General features: G+C 67.4%; 17 protein-coding genes and 4 tRNA genes. 11 read left to right on the forward strand and 10 right to left on the reverse strand.

The annotated features are described in order from the left end of the window. Nucleotides 1-19: 19 nt before the first annotated feature. A complete protein-coding gene (locus V1457_RS16395) occupies nt 20-1,066 on the reverse strand; it encodes an LLM class F420-dependent oxidoreductase (protein WP_200071362.1) in 1,047 nt (348 codons plus the stop codon). A 316-nt stretch (nt 1,067-1,382) separates the two neighbouring features. Between V1457_RS16395 and V1457_RS16400 the strand changes: the two genes are divergently transcribed. Further along, nucleotides 1,383-2,363 (forward strand): exopolyphosphatase, encoded by a 981-nt coding sequence (locus V1457_RS16400; protein ID WP_295150505.1) that lies wholly within the window; start codon nt 1,383-1,385, stop codon nt 2,361-2,363. 249 nt (nt 2,364-2,612) lie between these two features. Then, nucleotides 2,613-3,044, forward strand: a complete 432-nt coding sequence (locus V1457_RS16405) for a phage holin family protein (RefSeq protein WP_200071364.1) — start codon at nt 2,613-2,615, stop codon at nt 3,042-3,044. A gap of 7 nt (nt 3,045-3,051) precedes the next feature. Here the strand turns inward: V1457_RS16405 and lhgO are convergent, their stop codons facing one another. Then, nucleotides 3,052-4,251: an L-2-hydroxyglutarate oxidase gene (gene lhgO, locus V1457_RS16410; protein ID WP_295150497.1), complete on the reverse strand. Its 1,200-nt coding sequence runs from the start codon at nt 4,249-4,251 to the stop codon at nt 3,052-3,054. A gap of 85 nt (nt 4,252-4,336) precedes the next feature. Between lhgO and pepE the strand changes: the two genes are divergently transcribed. After that, nucleotides 4,337-5,050, forward strand: a complete 714-nt coding sequence (gene pepE, locus V1457_RS16415) for a dipeptidase PepE (protein ID WP_295150495.1) — start codon at nt 4,337-4,339, stop codon at nt 5,048-5,050. Between the two features lie 15 nt (nt 5,051-5,065). On the opposite strand, the gene V1457_RS16420 is transcribed toward pepE, so the two are convergent. After that, nucleotides 5,066-5,491, reverse strand: a complete 426-nt coding sequence (locus V1457_RS16420) for a hypothetical protein (protein WP_338595399.1) — start codon at nt 5,489-5,491, stop codon at nt 5,066-5,068. A gap of 97 nt (nt 5,492-5,588) precedes the next feature. Here V1457_RS16420 and V1457_RS16425 point away from each other — a divergent pair, with 97 nt between their 5' ends. Next, complete coding sequence (locus V1457_RS16425) at nt 5,589-6,839, forward strand: glycosyltransferase (RefSeq protein ID WP_338595400.1); 1,251 nt, start codon at nt 5,589-5,591, stop codon at nt 6,837-6,839. A 162-nt stretch (nt 6,840-7,001) separates the two neighbouring features. On the opposite strand, the gene V1457_RS16430 is transcribed toward V1457_RS16425, so the two are convergent. Further along, nucleotides 7,002-7,073: transfer RNA gene (locus V1457_RS16430), tRNA-Val, on the reverse strand. A 45-nt stretch (nt 7,074-7,118) separates the two neighbouring features. After that, nucleotides 7,119-7,568 (reverse strand): TIGR02611 family protein, encoded by a 450-nt coding sequence (locus V1457_RS16435; protein WP_338595402.1) that lies wholly within the window; start codon nt 7,566-7,568, stop codon nt 7,119-7,121. Nucleotides 7,569-8,338: 770 nt separating this feature from the next. Between V1457_RS16435 and V1457_RS16440 the strand changes: the two genes are divergently transcribed. From V1457_RS16440 to V1457_RS16455, 4 genes are all read left to right on the forward strand, one after another. Continuing rightward, the gene (locus V1457_RS16440; RefSeq protein ID WP_200071367.1) at nt 8,339-8,764 is read left to right on the forward strand and encodes an SsgA family sporulation/cell division regulator; all 426 of its coding nucleotides are present in this window, start codon (nt 8,339-8,341) and stop codon (nt 8,762-8,764) included. Nucleotides 8,765-8,922: 158 nt separating this feature from the next. Next, nucleotides 8,923-8,995, forward strand: a tRNA-Gly gene (locus V1457_RS16445). A gap of 92 nt (nt 8,996-9,087) precedes the next feature. After that, a tRNA-Cys gene (locus V1457_RS16450) sits at nt 9,088-9,159 on the forward strand. Nucleotide 9,160: 1 nt separating this feature from the next. Next, a tRNA-Val gene (locus tag V1457_RS16455) sits at nt 9,161-9,235 on the forward strand. Nucleotides 9,236-9,284: 49 nt separating this feature from the next. On the opposite strand, the gene V1457_RS16460 is transcribed toward V1457_RS16455, so the two are convergent. The 5 genes from V1457_RS16460 to V1457_RS16480 all read right to left on the reverse strand — a co-directional run bounded on the left by V1457_RS16460 (nt 9,285) and on the right by V1457_RS16480 (nt 13,917). Beyond that, nucleotides 9,285-10,619, reverse strand: a complete 1,335-nt coding sequence (locus V1457_RS16460) for a tyrosine-type recombinase/integrase (protein WP_338595405.1) — start codon at nt 10,617-10,619, stop codon at nt 9,285-9,287. A gap of 88 nt (nt 10,620-10,707) precedes the next feature. After that, nucleotides 10,708-11,058: a helix-turn-helix domain-containing protein gene (locus V1457_RS16465; protein WP_338595407.1), complete on the reverse strand. Its 351-nt coding sequence runs from the start codon at nt 11,056-11,058 to the stop codon at nt 10,708-10,710. A 162-nt stretch (nt 11,059-11,220) separates the two neighbouring features. Next, on the reverse strand, nt 11,221-12,297 hold the full coding sequence (locus V1457_RS16470; protein ID WP_338595409.1) for a site-specific DNA-methyltransferase: 1,077 nt from the start codon (nt 12,295-12,297) through the stop codon (nt 11,221-11,223). Continuing rightward, nucleotides 12,294-13,076 carry a DNA modification methylase gene (locus tag V1457_RS16475; protein WP_338595410.1) on the reverse strand — a complete coding sequence of 261 codons (783 nt, stop codon included), beginning with the start codon at nt 13,074-13,076 and terminating at the stop codon, nt 12,294-12,296. Before V1457_RS16475 ends, V1457_RS16470 begins: the two co-directional genes overlap by 4 nt. Then, nucleotides 13,069-13,917 carry a hypothetical protein gene (locus V1457_RS16480; protein WP_338595412.1) on the reverse strand — a complete coding sequence of 283 codons (849 nt, stop codon included), beginning with the start codon at nt 13,915-13,917 and terminating at the stop codon, nt 13,069-13,071. The genes V1457_RS16475 and V1457_RS16480 overlap by 8 nt, the downstream gene beginning before the upstream one ends. Before the next feature lie 511 nt (nt 13,918-14,428). On the opposite strand from V1457_RS16480, the gene V1457_RS16485 reads away from it, so the two are divergent. The 3 genes from V1457_RS16485 to V1457_RS16495 all read left to right on the forward strand — a co-directional run bounded on the left by V1457_RS16485 (nt 14,429) and on the right by V1457_RS16495 (nt 16,751). Next, nucleotides 14,429-15,322: a hypothetical protein gene (locus V1457_RS16485; RefSeq protein WP_338595414.1), complete on the forward strand. Its 894-nt coding sequence runs from the start codon at nt 14,429-14,431 to the stop codon at nt 15,320-15,322. A gap of 108 nt (nt 15,323-15,430) precedes the next feature. Beyond that, nucleotides 15,431-15,745, forward strand: coding sequence for a pilin (locus V1457_RS16490; RefSeq protein ID WP_407074788.1), 315 nt, complete (start codon nt 15,431-15,433; stop codon nt 15,743-15,745). Between the two features lie 67 nt (nt 15,746-15,812). Further along, on the forward strand, nt 15,813-16,751 hold the full coding sequence (locus tag V1457_RS16495) for a hypothetical protein (protein ID WP_338595419.1): 939 nt from the start codon (nt 15,813-15,815) through the stop codon (nt 16,749-16,751). Nucleotides 16,752-17,357: the final 606 nt, after the last annotated feature.

The following is a 17,357-nucleotide window of genomic DNA, read 5'->3' on the forward strand; positions in this document are numbered from 1 at the left end:
CGCGGCCCGGCCCAGCCGATCACACCTCGTCGGAGAGTTCGCGGACCTTCTCGATCAGCTTGGTGCGCTCCTCGAACGTCCCGGCCAGCGGGGTCACGTTCAGCGTGGAGACCCCTGCCTGCTTGTAGGCGGCGAGGCGTTCGCGCACGTGCCCTTCGGAGCCGATCAGCGTCGTCTGCGAGATCAGCTCGTCCGGCACCTTCGCCGCGGCCTCGTCCTTCTTGCCGTCCAAGTACAGGTCCTGGATCTCGGCGGCTTCGGCCTCGTAGCCGTAGCGCCGCGCCAGGTCGTTGTAGAAGTTCTTGCCCTTGGCGCCCATCCCGCCGATGTAGAGCGCCAGCATCGGGCGGATCGAGTCCGCCAGCGAGGCCACGTCCTCGCCGATGGCCAGCGGCGCCTGCGCGACCACGTCCAGCTCGCCGAGCTGCGGATCGCGCTTGGCCTTGCCCGCCGCCAGCGACTCGCCCCACACGTCGGCGGCCTTCTCCGGGACGTAGAAGATCGGTTCCCACGCTTCGGCGATCTCGGCGACCATCGCCACGTTCTTCGGCCCGATCGCGGCGATCATGATCGGGATGTTCTCCCGCACCGGGTGGTTGATCAGCTTCAGCGGTTTGCCCAGGCCGGTGCCCTGCCCCTCGGGCAGCGGGATCTGGAAGTGCTTGCCGTCGTGCTGCACGCGCTCGCGGCGCCACACCTGGCGGCAGATGTCGACCAGTTCGCGGGTGCGGCCGAGCGGCGCCTGGTACGGCACGCCGTGGAAGCCCTCGATCACCTGCGGGCCGGAGGCGCCGATGCCGAGGGTGAACCTGCCGTCCGAGACGAAGTCCATCCCGGCCGCGGTCATCGCGGTGGCCGTGGGCGTGCGGGTGTAGATCTGCAGGATGCCGGAGGCGATCTCGAGGCGTTCGGTGCGCGCGGCGATGAAGCCCATCTGGCTGACCGCGTCGAACGAATACGCTTCCGCGACGTAGACGATGTCCAGGCCCGCCTTCTCGTAGGTGGCCAGTTCGTCGACGGTTTCCTTGAAGCCCCCGCTGTAGTTCAGCGGCATCCCGATGCGCATGGTCGTCCTCTCCGTGGCTGCGGGCGGGCGGCGCCGGGTTCCGGCCGCTCCGCCGGGTCTCCCGAGGTTATCGGCCGCGGACCGCTCCCGGGGAGCCCTTTCTAACACCACTTGTGTGACACAGGTAGTGCGAGCTTCGCCGGTGGCCGTGACGTTGATTACGGATCAAGAAACGCCGAACGGGCGATGAACGGAGAGTGTTCATGCGGCATGATCCGTACATGGTTCTCGTTCTCCGCTCTTGCCGGATGCTCGCGCCGTGCCGCACCGGGGCCGCTGTTTGCGAAGCTCCGGCCGGAGGGCACGTGAGGGTGGTATGAAGCTCGGACTGCTCGACATCGGCTCCACCGCCGCGCGCCTGGAACTGGTCGACCTCGACCGCGCCCGGCTGCCCCGAGCCTCGTGGAGCCACAAGGCCAAGACCCGGCTCGCCGACCACACCCGCCCGGACGGGCACGTGACCGAGGCCGGCGCCGAACAAGCCGTGCGCGCCGTCGAAGAGTGCGTGCGCGCCGCGGAGTCCAGGCTCACCGGCCCGCTGGTCGCGTTCGGCACCGCCGCCGTGCGCGACGCCGCCAACGGCGCCGAGCTGCGCGAACGTCTCGGGCGCGCGGCGGGCTGCCGGATCGGCGCGCTGAGCCCGCAAGCCGAGGCCGCGCTGTGCTTCCACGCCGCCCGCCGCTGGCACGGCCGCGAGCGGTCCTTGCTGACCACCTTCGACATCGGCGGCGGCACCGCCGAGGTGGCCACCGGCGCCGGTCAGTACCCGGACGAGGTGATCTCGCTCCCGCTCGGTGCGGCCAAGCTGACCCGCGAGCACCTGCCCGGTGATCCTCCGTCGCCGAAGGTGGTCGAGGCGTTGCATCGCACCGTGGACGACATCGCCGCGCCCGCACTGGCCCGCTTCGCCGATGCTGATCTCGGGCAGTCGGTGGGGCAGTCGAAGGTGCTGCGCCAGCTGGCGGTGCTCGCCGCGAGCTCGGACGACAAGCTGGTCCGCCACCCGGACACGCTGGCTCGGGCGAACCTGCGGCGCTGGATCCCGCGGCTGGCTGCACTCTCGCAGCAGGAGCGGAGCAAGCTGCCCGGTGTTTCGCGCAGCCGCGCCCGGCGCATTCTGGCGGGTGCGGTGGCCGCGGACGCGCTACTGCGCGCGGCCGGTGTCGACGAGCTGGACCTGTGCCCGTGGGGGTTGCGGGAAGGTTTGGTGTTCCGCTTCGTGGAGGCCTGCGAGCAGGCGGAGCAGCGTGCCCGCACGGACGCGATCGAAGCCCTGATGGCGGAGATGTTCGCCTGAGCGAAGCCGGCCTGAGCCGGATCGCGTTTTCGAAACCCGCGCGACGAGGAACTCGCCGCGATCGAGGCGGTGGCGCCGGTCGGCGTCGCGGTCGGCGAGCGCTACCCGGAGCACGCGATGAACACCGTGCACGTGTGACGGTTTTCCCCGGTTCGCCACGGGCCCGGGCCGACGGGCCCGCGGCCGAGCCGGGCGGGGCGGTAGCGTGCGCCGAACTCGACAACAGGCATCGACACCGAAAGGCGCATCGTGGCGGTACTGCTGCACATCCTGATCACCGCGGTGGCGGTGTGGGTCACCACCGCACTGCCCGGAATCCAGCTCGGCGACGCGAGCACCGACACCGGGACCAAGATCGTCACGCTGCTGGTCGTCGCGGTGGTGTTCGGCATCGTCAACGCGGTGCTCAAACCGATCGCGAAGACCTTCGGCTGCCTGCTCTACCTGGTCACGCTCGGTTTGTTCGGGCTGGTGGTCAACGCGCTGCTGTTCTGGCTGACCGGCTACGTGGCCGGTGAGCTGCGATTGCCGTTCTACGTCGACGGTTTCTGGGCTGCGTTCTGGGGCGCGCTGATCGTCACGCTGGTCAGCAGTGCACTGCACGGCGTCGTGCGCCGGGTGCGCATCGACGCGGCGCGCAACCGCGAGCGCGAGTACTACCAGCGCCGCGACTACTACTGAGCCGGACTCAGCCGGGCAGTTTCGCCCCGACCCTGGCGGCGATGTCCTCGCCGATCAGCAGCGAGGCCGTCGCCGCCGGGGAGGGCGCGTTGAGCACGTGTACCCAGTGCTCGTCCTCGTCGATGCGGAAATCGTCCACGAGCGTGCCGTCCGGCTGCACCGCCTGCGCCCGCACTCCGGCTTCGGCGCGCGCCAGGTCGCGGCCGCGCAACTCCGGCAGGAGCTGCTGCGCGGCACGCACGAACAGCGGTTTGCAGGCCGAGCGGGCGATCTCCCCGGCGCCGGTGCGCCAGTACTTCTTCGCCAGCACCCGCAGACCGGGGTCGGTCAGCAACCGGCGCAGGTGCGCCGTCGACCAAGTGCGCCAGTCGTAGCCTTCGCGAGCCAGTGCGGGCACTGCGTTCGGCCCGACGTGCAGGCCACCGTCGACCATGCGCGTGAAGTGCACGCCGAGGAACGGGAATGCCGGATCCGGCACCGGATACACCAGTGCGTTCACCAGGTCGCGGCGTTCCGGAGTCGTCTCGAAGTACTCGCCGCGGAACGGCAGAATGCGCGCTGACGGCTGCGTGCCCGCCAGTTCGGCGACGGTGTCGCTGTGCAGGCCCGCGCAGTTCACCGCGACCCGCGAGCGGAACTCGCCCGCGGTCGTGGTCAGCACCAGGCCGCGCCCGTCGCGGCGGACCGACCGCAGCTCGGTGCGCTCGCGGACTTCGATGCCGCGACCGGCGAGTTCTTCGGCGAGCGCGCGGCACACCGCACCGAAGTCGGTGCTCCCGGCGTCCGGCACCAGCAGCGCCCGCAGCCCGCGCACGTGCGGCTCCCGCTCCGCCAGCTCCGCACTGTCCATTTCGGACAGTCGTACGCCGTTGGCGGTGCCGCGGCGGGCCAGTTCCGCCAGTTGCGGGAGTTGCTCCGCGGTGCTGGCCACGACGACCTTGCCGGTCCGCCGCGCAGGCACGCCGTGCTCGGCGCAGAACCGGTACATCGCTTCGGCCCCCGCGCGGGCGAAGCGGGCCTTCGCGCTGCCCGGCGGGTAGTACAGTCCACTGTGGAGCACGCCGGAGTTGTGCCCGGTCTGGTGCGCGCCCACCGCGGACTCCTTCTCCAGCACGGTGATGCGCCGCCCGTCGCGCGCCAGCGAGTAGGCCGTGGCCAGTCCCACGATGCCGCCGCCGATGATCGTCACGTCGTTGGTCTCGGCCATGCGGCCATCCTGCCGGTCCCGGCCCACCGGCTCCAGACCCGGCGGTAAGGTGCCCGAGCAGTGCAGGAGTCGCCGAGGGGAGACGGTGGTGCAGCTTCTCCTGCTGTCGAGTTCGCACGTGCCGGGCAGGGGGTTCCTGGACCACGCGCTGCCCGCGGTGACCGAGCTGATGGCCGGGCGGGAACGGATGTTGTTCGTGCCTTATGCCCGCCGGGACTTCGACACCTACGCGCGCAGCGCGCATTCGGTGCTCAGCGCGGTCGGCATCAAGCTCGACGGCCTGCACCGCGCGGCCGACCCGGTGGCCGCGATCCGCGCGGCGGAGGTCGTCTTCCTCGGCGGTGGCAACACGTTCCGGTTGCTGGCCACGCTGCAACGGCAGGACCTGATGCGGGAGCTGCGGCGCGCCGCGCTGTCCGGGGTACCTTTCCTCGGCGCCGGTGCGGGAGCGACCTTGGCCTGCCCGAGCCTGCGCACCAGCAACGACATGGCGGTGCTGCAGCCCGCGTCGTTCGCGGCGCTGAACCTGCTGCCCTTCCAGATCAATCCGCGGTATCCCGATGCCGACCCGGGTGGCGACTCCCGCGATGAGTGCATCGTGGATTTCCTGGCGCACAACGACGCTCCGGTGCTCGGCTTGCGACCGGACTCCTGGTTGCGGGTGCGCGGCCGGTGCGCCGAACTCGGCGGTGCACAAGCGGCGTGGTTGTTCACCCGCCACGCTCCGCCGCAGAACCTGCCCGCGGGCACCGACCTGTCCTTCCTGCTCCGCGCCGCCCCGCGCTACGACGTCGCCTGACCGCGCCGGTCGCGATCAAGCTTGAGCGCAGCTACGGATCACTTCGACCAGCTGGTGAACACCGGGGGATCCGACGGGGAAGTGTCCGGCGTCGTCGAGCAGCACCAGTTGTTTCGGAGCGGCGATCCGGTCGAAGAACCGCATGCTCAGCTCGACCGGTGACCACCGATCCGCCCCCGGGTGCGCGAGCACGAACTCCGGCGCGGTCACGTCTTCCGGTTCCATCGCCGGTTCGTGATCCAGGTAGCTGCGCAAGAAGCCCAGCAGTACCCGGTTGCCGCCGCCGAGCTCGTCCCCGACAACCACGTCGACCAGCTCTGGCGTGTTGCTCATCGCGCGCATGTTCACCAGCCACCGGATCGGTACCCGCAGCGAAGCAGCCGGCCCGGCGAGCCCGCGCAACAGCTGTCGCGCGCTGCTACCCACCCACCGCTCGTGCATCCGCACACTCTCGATCGACTACGCACGACCGCGATAGCGTCATTCGGGTCCGATGCTGTTCTAACTCAGCGATGTCGATGTTCAGCATGGGGGTGCCGTGGCGAGAGTTCTGATCTGCGTGTTGCCCGCGCAAGGACATGTCGGCCCGACCCTGCCGGTCGCGGAGGCGTTGGTCCGCGCTGGACATGCGGTGCAGGTGCTGACCGGGCGCCGCTACATCGATGCTTTCGCGGCGGTCGGAGCCGACGCCGCACGGCTACCTGAGGAAGCCGACTTCGACGAGGGCCATTTCCCGGAACGCGAGGGTTTGCAGGGTCTGCGTCTGGCGCGGGCAGATCTCACCGGGTTCGTCACCAGGATGGGACCGCAGCTAATGGCGATCGACGGGCTTTTGGAGACGCGCGCGATCGACGTCGTGCTTTGCGACCCACTACTGATGGCAGGGCTACCGCTGACGATGTGGCGCCGTCGTCCTCCGGTGCTGGTGCTGGGGTTCGTCCCGCTCGCGGTCCCGATGCCGGGGCTCGCGCCCCCGCGGACGCTCGTCGACCGGGCGCGGAATCTGGCGATGACGGCGACGACGCACGCCCTGATGCGACCGGTGCAGGCAGCGGCGGTGCGTGAAGTGCGATCGCTGACCGGCCGTGCGCCAGAGGTGATGTTCATGGATTGGCCGTTGGGCAGCGACGGCGTGCTCCAGCTGACATGCCCCGGCTTCGAGCCCCCGCGGGAGCTGCCCGTGCCGGTCGACTTCGTCGGCCCGCTGTCGGCCAGCGGCGCGGAACAGCATTCACTACCTCCGTGGTGGCCCGACTTGGACGGCGACAATCCGATCGTGCTGGTGACTCAGGGATCGGTCGCCAACGACCTCGATGACCTCGTGCGCCCGACGTTGAACGCCTTGGCCGACGAGGAGATCCTGGTCGTCGTCTCAACCGGAGGCACCGACCTGCCCGCGAGCGAGGTGCCCGCCAACGCTCGAATCGCGGAGTCACTCCCTTACGACGAGCTGCTTCCTCGGTGTGCGCTGATGGTGACCAACGGCGGGTACGGCGGTGTGAACCACGCACTACGCCACGGGGTGCCCTTGGTCTGCGTCGGAGCGACCGAGGACAAGCCCGCAGTCGTCGAGCGGGTCCGCTGGTCAGGGGCCGGCGTCGGCATCATGCGGCCACGCGTGTCCACGCGCGCCGTGGGCAAGGCCATCCGGCGCGTGCTGCGAGAGCCGCGGTATCAGGCGCGGGCACAGGCCCTTGCAGAAGAAATCAGTACGTGTCCGGGAACCGGCGGCGTTGTCGACGCGGTCGAGCGGGCGGTCGAACGGCACCGAGGTGCAGGCGGCAACTAAACCCGGCACCACATGGCGATCCGAACTCTGACGGCAGATCCGAGCGTCCCGGGCCGGGTAGAAACTTTTCAGGAATTGCAGAACGAATCGCGATTTTCATTGCCACACCCGGAACACGAATGTGGTCCCTGCCCGTACCGGGCAGGGACCACATTCGAACTGTGGGCGATACTGGGATCGAACCAGTGACCTCTTCGGTGTGAACGAAGCGCTCTCCCGCTGAGCTAATCGCCCGATGTCACCGTTCCCGGCGACAAGAAGAACTTTACAGCACCGTCCTCATGGTCCGAACAGGGGGGAGGCCGACCAGGACCACCGCACTCCGAACCAGCTACCGACCAGCGAGAACGTCCCGAGCAGCCACAGCGTCACCAGCACGATGGCGCCGGTGACGGCGGCGACGGCGAGCTTCGTGCACCAGTGCTGCCTGCCGAGCCAGCGGACCCAGCGTTGGTACTGGCGCTTGGTGAACACGTTGACCCGGTGCGCCCAGTGGAATTCCGTGGCGAGGATGCCGAGCCCGGCGAACACGACGAGCCAGCCGGGGCCTGGGTACGGGATCAGCAGGATCCCGGTGACCAGCACGAGTGTTCCGATCGCGCCGAGTGCGATGCGGTAGGTCAGGTTGAGCGTCGGGTTCGCCCGGATGCGTTCGCGCCGGGCGTGCAGCTTGGTGCGCAACCCGTGCAGCCGCCGGGGCTTCGGCGGTTCGTCGTCGCCGGAGTTCATGTCGACCTTGTCCGGTCCCGGCTCGGCCGTCCTGCTCAGAATCCACCTGCCAGTGTCGTGTCGGGCACTGCGCCTGTCGGTGCTGGGTCGTATCGGCGCCGCCGGTCTGGCGGTGCGGGTGGTCGGCCAACCCGCCGGGCGGAAATCGACGTAGCCGGTGCCGACCCGTATTGGCCAGGGTACGGGTCGCGGTTGCTCCGGCCCGGTGAACGCTGTTCGTCCGTTGCGTGACGTCGCGGTGGGTGTGACAGGAGTCATGGTCGTCTTTCGGCCGCGAGTCGTCGACCGCGGCGATCAGAGCACTTCGACCCTGGTCACACTGTGGCACCGGTCTCCCCGGCCGGGTGGTCCGCAGGCGCGCACGGAGCGTTGAGCGGATCGCAGGGTTAGTCCGTCTCGGCGAATGCGCGTGGCGAGTGTCTCAGCATCGGCGCGCGAAGCCCGTGTCGCGCCCTGCCCATCGCTTATCCTGGAACTACGTCCTGCGACGTCGGTGTCGGGAAATTCCGATGTTGGCTGCCGCGTTGCCAGGGGGAGGTCCGTCGCAGCCGTGGTCCGATGCAGGATGCGGAGCGCGCGTGGCGGGCCGATGACGGTCGGGGGGAAGCGACGTGAACACTCTGCGCAGCCTTCCGATCGCGTTCCGAAGTTCAGTATGCCCCATAAGAGTGATGTATGGCCGGGTGACGAGCACGGTACCCCGGTGAGGCGTCACAACTGTGTTGCTCGGTCGATAAGCGGACCGGGAGGGAGCTAGGAAGGCGAGGACGATGCGAAACGATCACGTGACTCTCCGTTCGACAGCGGTGTTCGACCTGCTGGCGCCGCAGACGCCTGCCGTGCCGGTGCAGGTGGAGCTGCGTTACGACACCCGCGATCCGTACGCCGTGGTCGCCGCGTTCCGCACCGGCCGTGCCGGGTGGGTCGAGTGGGTCTTCGCCCGCGATCTGCTGGCCGACGGGCTGATCGCGCACGCAGGCGAGGGCGACGTGAGTATCCGCCCTGCGGTGGACGACCCCGAGGTCGTCACGATCGAGCTCAGCTCCCCGTCGGGGCACGCCGTGTTCGAGGCTTCCGCGCAGGAGCTGGCGGACTTCCTGGACCGCACCTACGACGTCGTCGTGCCGGGCAACGAGAACCTCTGGGTCAACGTCGACGACGCCTTGACCCGGCTGCTCCCGCACGACCTGTCCTGACGAGTCGGCTTTCTGACCAGGGCGAAGCGGCTCGGCGGCGGCTTCGTCCGGGGTGGACGACCCCCCTTTTGATCGCTCCGCGGAGCGTGGTCTAAAGTTCTCTGTGCAACGCGGCGATGGGCTCCGGCAGCCGGGACGGAGTTTTCACCGCAGCGCACGCGGATGTAGCGCAGCTGGTAGCGCATCACCTTGCCAAGGTGAGGGTCGCGGGTTCGAGTCCCGTCATCCGCTCTGGGAAACCCTCCGGGCCGTACCGGTGGTTCCGGGCACTCGGCACTCGGCGCTCGGCAGCACGGATCACGGCCCAAGACAGGCCCCAACGCGGCGGAGTGGCCGAGTGGCTTAGGCAAGGGCCTGCAAAGCCCTGTACGCGGGTTCGATTCCCGCCTCCGCCTCGCGCGATTAGCTCAGTGGGAGAGCGCTACCTTGACACGGTAGAGGTCACTGGTTCAATCCCAGTATCGCGCACCAATTCTTTATGCAGGTCAGCGGCCTTGCTCCTCCAAGGGGTGGGGCCGTTTTAGCTTGCGAATGGCGATGAAATGGCGATTAGGTCTTCATCGGTGGCTAGGCTGGCTCGAAGCCGCGGGATCCACAGCAGGAGTTGCGCGCGTTCCGTGACCGACAGCGAGGCGACGGATTTCACCCAACGCGTTTCCAACGACTGAAGTAGGTCTTCAGTCATCGCCGGAGTGACGTGGTCGTAGACCCGGGCAATGCCCTTCATCTTCTGCCCAAGCCGGGCTCGGCGAGCGACCTCGGGCACCCCGTCCTCGGTCAACCACGTGTTGTGGCTGTGTCGGCCTTCGTGGAAGCTGAAATCGGACAAGATCGCCGGGGCGTGCCTACTGTGTCGGGGCTCGTCTGGCCGCACCCCGTCCCAGGCGGGACGCCAACAGCGTTGCCGGAAGTTCGACCGGCGAAGTGGTGCTCGGTCCGGGGTGCAGAACACCCAAGGGCTGTCGTGCGAGTGCATCAGCGTCTCGTACGCCGTGGCAATGCCAGGCGGCAGCGGTACCCACCGGGTCCCGGCTGGGCTCTTCGTTCGCCCCCTCTTGGCCGCTTTTCCCCGTCGCTTCGGACGTTGTGAAGCCGATGCTGGGATGATGCCTTCGAGCGCACCTCCTGGCCCGACTCGGCGGCCCCCCTTGAACAGGTTCCCACCGATCTCCTTGAGCGGTTCCTGGATGCAGATCGCTCGGTTTTCTCGGTCGTACTCATGTCGTTGCTGGCCGACCAGCTCGCTCCAGCGTGCCCCGGTGTAGAGGTCCATGAGGCAAAGGACGACCCCCGACAGCCCAGCGGTGGTGTGCAGGCGCATAGCGGCGCGGAGAGCTTGGACTGGGTTCGCGACCAGCCGATCTGACTCATAGGCACCGGAGGTGACTCGGATCCCTGAGCACGGGTTGGCAGGCATGCAACGAGCTCTGACGGCTGCGTTCAACATCGTGGAAAACGTCGCGAAAACGGACGCCACGGTCGAATCTGCGTAGTCATCGTGGAGCTCCGACACCCACTTCTCGATCTCCACGTAGTTGTTGAAGATCCCGATCAGTGGCCACGCGGACCACTGCGGTAGCAGCTGCGAATCCAGGTGGGACTTGTACTTGGCGAGAGTGCTGGGTTCCAGCCGTGGTGCCAAGGCATCGAGAAACTCGCGTGCGAACGTGCCGAACGGCGTCTCGCCATCGCGAGGGTCGATCCACATGTGCCGGCGAATCAGTGCTTCCTGCTCGTTGCCCCAGTTCTTGGCTGCTCTCTCGGAGGGGAACCCGGACTTGCTGCCCCAGGTCCCGTCAGGGCGCTTGAACCGGGCGCGCCATCCTCCGCTGTCGTCTTGTTGGCCGTAGGCCATGCCCACTTCCTTCCTTGCTCTTTCCCTCTTGTGAAGCCACCTCGGCAGACGTGCCAGGGTGGACATTTGTGTGGGGCTGTGCCCCGGGTCAGGCCGCCCGAAACCCGTTCCCTTTCCCCTGCCCCTGAGACGCGGGCGTTTTCCTGGCGAGCCGTACGATTTCTGCGGCGTCCTCGCGGCTGAACCGGTAGTGCTTCCCGAACCTGCGGTGCGGGATGAGCCCTGCTGCTGCCTGCTCCTTCAACGTGCGTGGCGATAGCCGCAGGAGGTCTCCGAGCTGTTCCGCGGTGAGCAATGCATCGGGGTCATGCGGCGCATGTTCGGCAAGTGCGCGGACGGCGCCAGCTAGTTCACGAGCCGCCGAGGCGAGTTCCGTCGCTGCCGGGATCGTGTCGGCGTCCGGAGTAGCGGCATCGGCGAGCGGATCGTGCGGGTTCATGTGGCAGCCCCCTCAACCCTGTCGCGAGCGTCGCGGCGGGAAGCGTAACGCCGGCGGGCTGGATTGAGTCGCGACTGCCGCGTCACACACCTCTGCACAGCCTTCCGGTTATGCCGTTGTGCTGGGGGAAAACGCGTGTTGCTGGCGGCACACACCTTGTTTTCAAGCAACGCTGGCTCCCGGATTCGTTTCGTCGTTTAGCTCGGTGCGTCCGTTCTGTTGCTGGAGTCGCCGCAGGAAGATGTCGTGGTAATCGGCCCGCAGATCGATTCCCTGGAAGGACCGGCCCAGCCGTCGGGCGGCGAGGCCGGTAGTTCCTGCTCCCGAGAAGGGGTCCAGGACACCGCCATCTTCAGGGCAGCCGACCGCAATACAACGCTGTGGAAGGTCGACCGGAAATGGGGCGCAATGCGCCTCCGGTAGTGGTCGCGTGGATATCGACCAGATGTCTCCGATGTTCTTCCCGGTCCCTCGTGGTTTCCAGGGCGATCGGATTGTGTGCGGCTTGTTGCCTCCGCGATGGTTCTTCCGATGCTCTGGACGGTTCGGTGTCAACGGTTCGAGCGCGTGGGCTGCGTTGAAGTAATAGTCCGGCTGCTTTACCAAGAGGAAAACCATCTCGTAGCGTGAGGAGAAGCGATCTGATGCCGGGTCCGGTATGGCGTTGGGCTTGTGCCAGACCATCGCGTTGCGAATGATCCACCCATCTTGTTGCAAAGTCAGAGCAGTCCGCCACGGAATGCCCATCAGGCTCTTGTGACGCACCACCGCGGATCCCGCGTCGGCCGTGATTCGGCGCGTGTTTCCTGTGCCGCTGTTGTGGTAGCTGAAACTGTCCCGGACATTGAGCCAGTAGGTTCCTCGTGGTGTGAGAAGGCGCCAGGTTTCCGCGCTCACCTCTCGCAGTCGATCAATGTAGTCATCGATGGTTGGTTCCAGACCATATTGTCGATCGTGCGCAAGAGCACCGCACTTCCTGCAGTTCTTGTTCACGCTCGAATGAAGCCACGACGATACCCGTTTCTTGGTAGTCCGGCGTTGATGGGGTGTGGTCCCCAAGGTGTGTCGGCAATCCGGGTTTCCGCCGATCCAAACTGCGGTTCCGTAATCGCGCAATCCCCAGTGGGGTGGCGAGGTGACGACACAATCCACCGAAGAGCTGGGAAGTGATGCCATGACCTGAAGCGCGTCACCGAGATGCAATTCGATGGTCTCGTCGCGATAGTAGAGACTGTTCATGCGACACCTCGCTGCGGAGTTTCTTCATGACGTGCGGTGTTGGGAAGTCGGAAAACCAGCACGTCAAGATGGGCCGAGATGGCTGTGGTACGGCCGTGAATATCGGTATTTTCCGGGAGGTGCCCAGCGCGGCTGACGACTCTCGGGCGCACCCGATTTCCTCGAATAGGTGCGGTCAGAGCGATGCAGTGGTCGGCGGGGACGAGGCCGATTGCGTCGGCGGCGTCGCCGACTTTGTCGGGTAGGTCGAGCAGCCTTCCGTGGCGCCGCCAGGGCCGGCAGGTGATGACGATGTGCCCGCCGGGCCAGACCCAGTCGGCGGCGGCATCCAGGTCCTCGTATAGCCCGACGAGCACCCGGCTGGGGTCGCTGGCCGGGGTGTGCCGCAGGCCGGTGAGCACGAGGTCGACGGCGCCCGGCAGTTCGGCGGCGCGGGGGTCGTCGACGCTGTCCAGCAGGGTCGCGGTGCCGACCGGGCCAGCGAGGCGGGCAAGATCGAGGTTGGCTTCCAGGGCGGATTCCCACCGGGGCTCGGCGGGCAGGCCGAGCGCGTCTCGGCCTGCCCGGAGGGCTTCGGCCAGGACCAGTCCCGGTCCCGGGTTGGGGTCGCAGACGGTGTCGCCGGGGGCGGTGTAGGTGGTGATGATCCGCCGCGCGACGTCCGGGGTCAGGGCGGTGTCGGCGCGGGTGGCCCCGACGTGCCGATCCGCGATCTGCCGGGCTGGGGTGGTGTGGCCGGTGTCCCAAACGCTGGCGGGACGCAGGAAGGCCTTAGGCATGGCGGTCCTCCGTGGACAGGGTCGAGCGGCGGAAGACGCTGGCGGTGGTGTGGATGCGGCGGTGGCCGCCGAGGGCGATTGCCCGGAAGCTGCGCCGGCTTGCCAGCCGAGGGACGGACGGGGGTTGATGGGCCAGGATTAGCCGGTCGGTCAAGATCAATCCGGCCAATGCCGCGGCCCGCGACAACTGCCCTGAATGGCCGACTCGCGCTTGGTGCTGGTCGCTACTGTGCGTGAGTACGACGGCCGTGCCGGCAGGGGCGAGCAGCGGTGTCCAGTCGGCCATCGCGAATGGGTCCGCGGGGTGGTCGGACCAGTCCGCGATGATCAACTCGAAGCCGTCGGAACCCGGATCGGACTGCTCGCCGGAGGACTGCCGGTCGGTCGGGTTCGCGACCGGATCGGTCGTGTCGCCGTCCCGGGGTCCGAGTCCGGACCCGGACCCCGGGACGGCGGGCAGCTCCCCACCCGCCGCGGCGAACTCCTGATCGCTGTGAGGCCGGGAGTCTGGATCGGTAGCCGCGCCGCGGCCGAGTCGGAGGACGGACTCCACGAGCCGGTCCCGACGCGTCCGGCTCGAACCGGTCGCGGGGGACTTGGGGGCTGCGAGCATGATCCGGTCGCCGGGCGCGGTGTAGGTCGTGGTGATCATCGAGACCGCAACGGTGACGATCTCGTCGGCGTCTGCGGCGGGGTCGACGAGACACAGCCGCACCGTCGCCGATACCGGCGGGCCGGTGCGTTCGCGGAGTGGTTCGCGGACCGGCCCGACGCGGGGGTTCGGCCCGTGGCCGTCGGGGGTGTCAGGAGGCGGTACCTCCGGGAGCGGGAGGGCAGACATCGCGTACTCCGGTGATCGGTCGGTCTTGCCAAGGACACCCCTGAAGTCCGCGAAAACGGCCTAGATTCGCCACCGGCCTCCAAGATTTTTTTGAAGAGTTCTCAGCCGGAGTGGACACCTAGCGTCACTGGCTCCGTCTCCGCTGCCGACCCACTAGTTGATCTGGATGTGGCCTATGCAAGATCAACGGCCGCTCCGGCTGGCGGGGGCCAGTAGAGCCCGCGGTGGGCTTGTCCAAGATCGTCCCGGGAATTTCTCAAGATCCTTTTTCTTGTTCCGTCTCTCCGCCTGGCTGGGGTGACAGCAATGGAACAGCGTCTGACTAACGCCGCAGCGCACAGGCTTGCTGTTCGTCTAGATCGCGATCTCGAAGTTGATCAGAAGATGATCTTCCTGTTCCGGAACAAGAAGATCATTCTAGTTTCGTCTTAGTACGGAACCGTGCGCTGCGCTGTTCCTTGCCTGGCCCTCTCGGCGGCGTCATAAACCGCCGTTCGAGAGGAGCCGAGCAATGGCTCTCCCCATTCGCTCCGAGCACGAAGAGTGGCCAACCAACCCGCTGGATGCCGCCCGTGAAGCCTTCGGGTGGCTGACCGCGGGGGATCACCCGGTGGCTGTGGACGGCCGCCTGTTCGACCACCTTCCGGCCCGGATCATCCCGGTCGACGAACTCCGGGACCTGCTGCTGGACCAGCGCTGCCCCCGCCGGGTGTGGGACCAGGTCTGGGTACACGTGATCAGCCGTGCCCGCATCGAAGGCAGCACCTGGACGATCACCGCGGTTGGGCTGGCGCTGCCCATGCTGACCCCCTTGGCGGCCCGGCTGACCGAGCGCTACGCCGACGACCCCAGCGACATCCACGCCGAGGTCCTGCGGGGGTTCCTGGACGCGCTGCACACGGTCGATCTCGCCGAGGGGCGGATCACGGTCCGGCTGCGGTGGGCGGCGTACCGCGCCGGGCACCGCGCGCTGCTAAACGGGATGGACGGACCGACCCCGAAGCCGCCGGGGTTCCACTCCAGCGAACCCAAGCCCCCGTCCGGGCATCCGGACTTGGTCCTGGCGCGGGCGGTCGAGGCCGGAGTCCTGACCCGGACCGAGGCCGAACTGATCGGCGCGACCCGGCTGGAAGGCATCGAGCTGGCTGACTGGCCCCGCCCGCCAGGGCTGACCTACAAGACTCTCGCCAAGCATCGGCGCAAGGCCGAGAACCGACTCGCCGCGTGGCTGGCCGAGTCCGACACCAGCCCCGGCGACGGCGATCCCACGGGCGCTGCGGCCACGACGTGGCAGACCTCCAACGAGGTGACCGGTGACGAGAGCCAGTCACAGAACGTAGCGAAAAAAGTTGGGGGCGACCCGGCGAATCAGCCCCCGAATTTCGGACTTCAGGGACGCGGGTGAGCCCACCCGCTTCGGCTCCCGCTGCCTCGCACGCGCTCTCTGGAGGTCTCTCTGATGCGCTTCTCGTTCATCCCATGCCTGTCCCGGCGCGGTGGTCTCCGGCTGCTGATGATCGCCGGGCTGGCCGCCGTCGGCCTGCTGGCGATCGCGATGCCCGCAGTCGCCGAGACCACCCACGTCCTCGCGCTGGCCCGCACGATCGACGACGTTCTCAACAACATCCGCAACTGGATCATGGGCCTGCTCGCCCTGCTGGCCACGGTCTTCTTGACCATCGGCGGCGTCCGCTACGTGCTGGCCAACGGCGACCCCGGTGAGGTCGAGAAGGCCAAGCAGTCTTTCAAGTCCGCCGGGTTCGGCTACGCCCTGGCGGCGCTGGCTCCGCTGGTCGTGGAGATCCTGCGCGGAATCGTGGGGGCCTGATCCCATGTCGGCCACCGCGTACTCCACCTCGGGGGCGGGCCACCGCTTGGGCCGCGTGTGTACCGCGGTGGCTGCCCTGTTCACGCTCGTCGCCGCGGGGCTTGCCCTCACCGGTGTGGCGAGCGCGCAGCCAGCCCCGCCGGTACCTCTTCCGTTCGTACCCGGCCCCGTGGCCCCGCCCCCGCCGTGCCAGGGGTCGAGCTGCATTCCGCTGCCCCTTCCGCTGCCTCCGGCGAACCAGCCGCCGGGAAATCAATCGACCCCAAATCAAGCTCCGGCCCCGGAGTCGTCGTGCGGGATCACGGACATTCCGGCCTGCGTGTCAGATGCCATCGAGTCATTCTTCCGCGATTTGGTCACGCCTGGTTTGAACAGCCTGCTCGATCTGCTCGCGAAGTCGCTGCTGGTCACGCCGCAGTTGGACCAACTTCCGGTTATGGGAGAAATATGGGGCAACTCGCAGCAGATCGTCATAACGGTCTACGTGGTGCTCGTTCTGGTGGCCGGCATCATCGTTATGGCCCACGAGACATTACAGACCCGGCACTCGATCAAGGAAATCCTGCCCCGGGTGATTGTCGGGTTCCTCGCGTCCAACCTGTCGCTTTTTTTCGGCGGCAAAGTGATCGAAATCGGCAACGCGCTCTCCCAAGCAATACTCGGTGATGGGGTAAATCCGGAAACTGCTGGGCGCGCCATGCGCGACACCTTGATGCATGATCTCGACGGGGGCGGGCTGTTCGTCATCTTTATCGCGCTGGCGCTGATCGTCATGCTCGTTGCGGTTCTGCTGACCTACATCGTCCGCATCACGCTGACCATCATATTGCTCGCGGGCGCCCCGATCTTGCTCATGTGTCACGCGCTTCCGCAAACCGAAGGTATCGCGTTCTGGTGGTGGAAAGCGTTCGCCGGGGTGATGGCTATTCAAGTTGGTCAATCGCTCGCCTTGGTTGCGGCAATCAAGCTCTTCTTTTGGCCCGGCGGCATCACTCTGTTCGATTAACGACAAGGGGGAAGTGCTGTGATTCAGTTTCTGGTCGCACTCGCCTTGTGCTACGTCCTCATCAAGATTCCTTTCTGGATTCTCGGATCTCTGCGCGGCGGCGGAGGCCGTTCTCTGGTCGGCAGTCTCGTCCGAGGGTTCATCGTCTACAAGACCTTCGGTCTCCTCAGGGGGGTGGGAGGTGGCGGCGGCGGGAAGAGTACCCGTTCCCGTGGCGGTCAGAAATCGGCCGAGTCGCCGGATCCATACTCCACAACGCGGGCCACTTCCAACGGGCAGTACATGTTGCCGCTGAACGTCACGAGAGTGCGGAAACCGACCCAACGGCGACCGACGCCGCAATCGTCCTCACGTTCGCGTCCAGCCCAGCAGGGTAAACAGTTGGAGCTTCCGTTGGATGGCGAGTGGCCGGAGAACAAGCCCCGGCTCGGCCGGGACGGGCAATACCAGCTCCCGCTGAATGTGCAACGGCAACCCAAGCCGAAGTCGGCTCCGGAGTCTCCCCCGGATCGGAAGTCCTCGACGGGACCGCGTGGCCGGCAGATGAAATTCCCGCTCGACGGGGAATGGCCGGAGAACAAACCACGAGTCGGCCGCGATGGGCAA

Origin of the sequence: Saccharopolyspora sp. SCSIO 74807 (assembly GCF_037023755.1) — a bacterium.
GTDB lineage: Bacteria > Actinomycetota > Actinomycetes > Mycobacteriales > Pseudonocardiaceae > Saccharopolyspora_C > Saccharopolyspora_C galaxeae.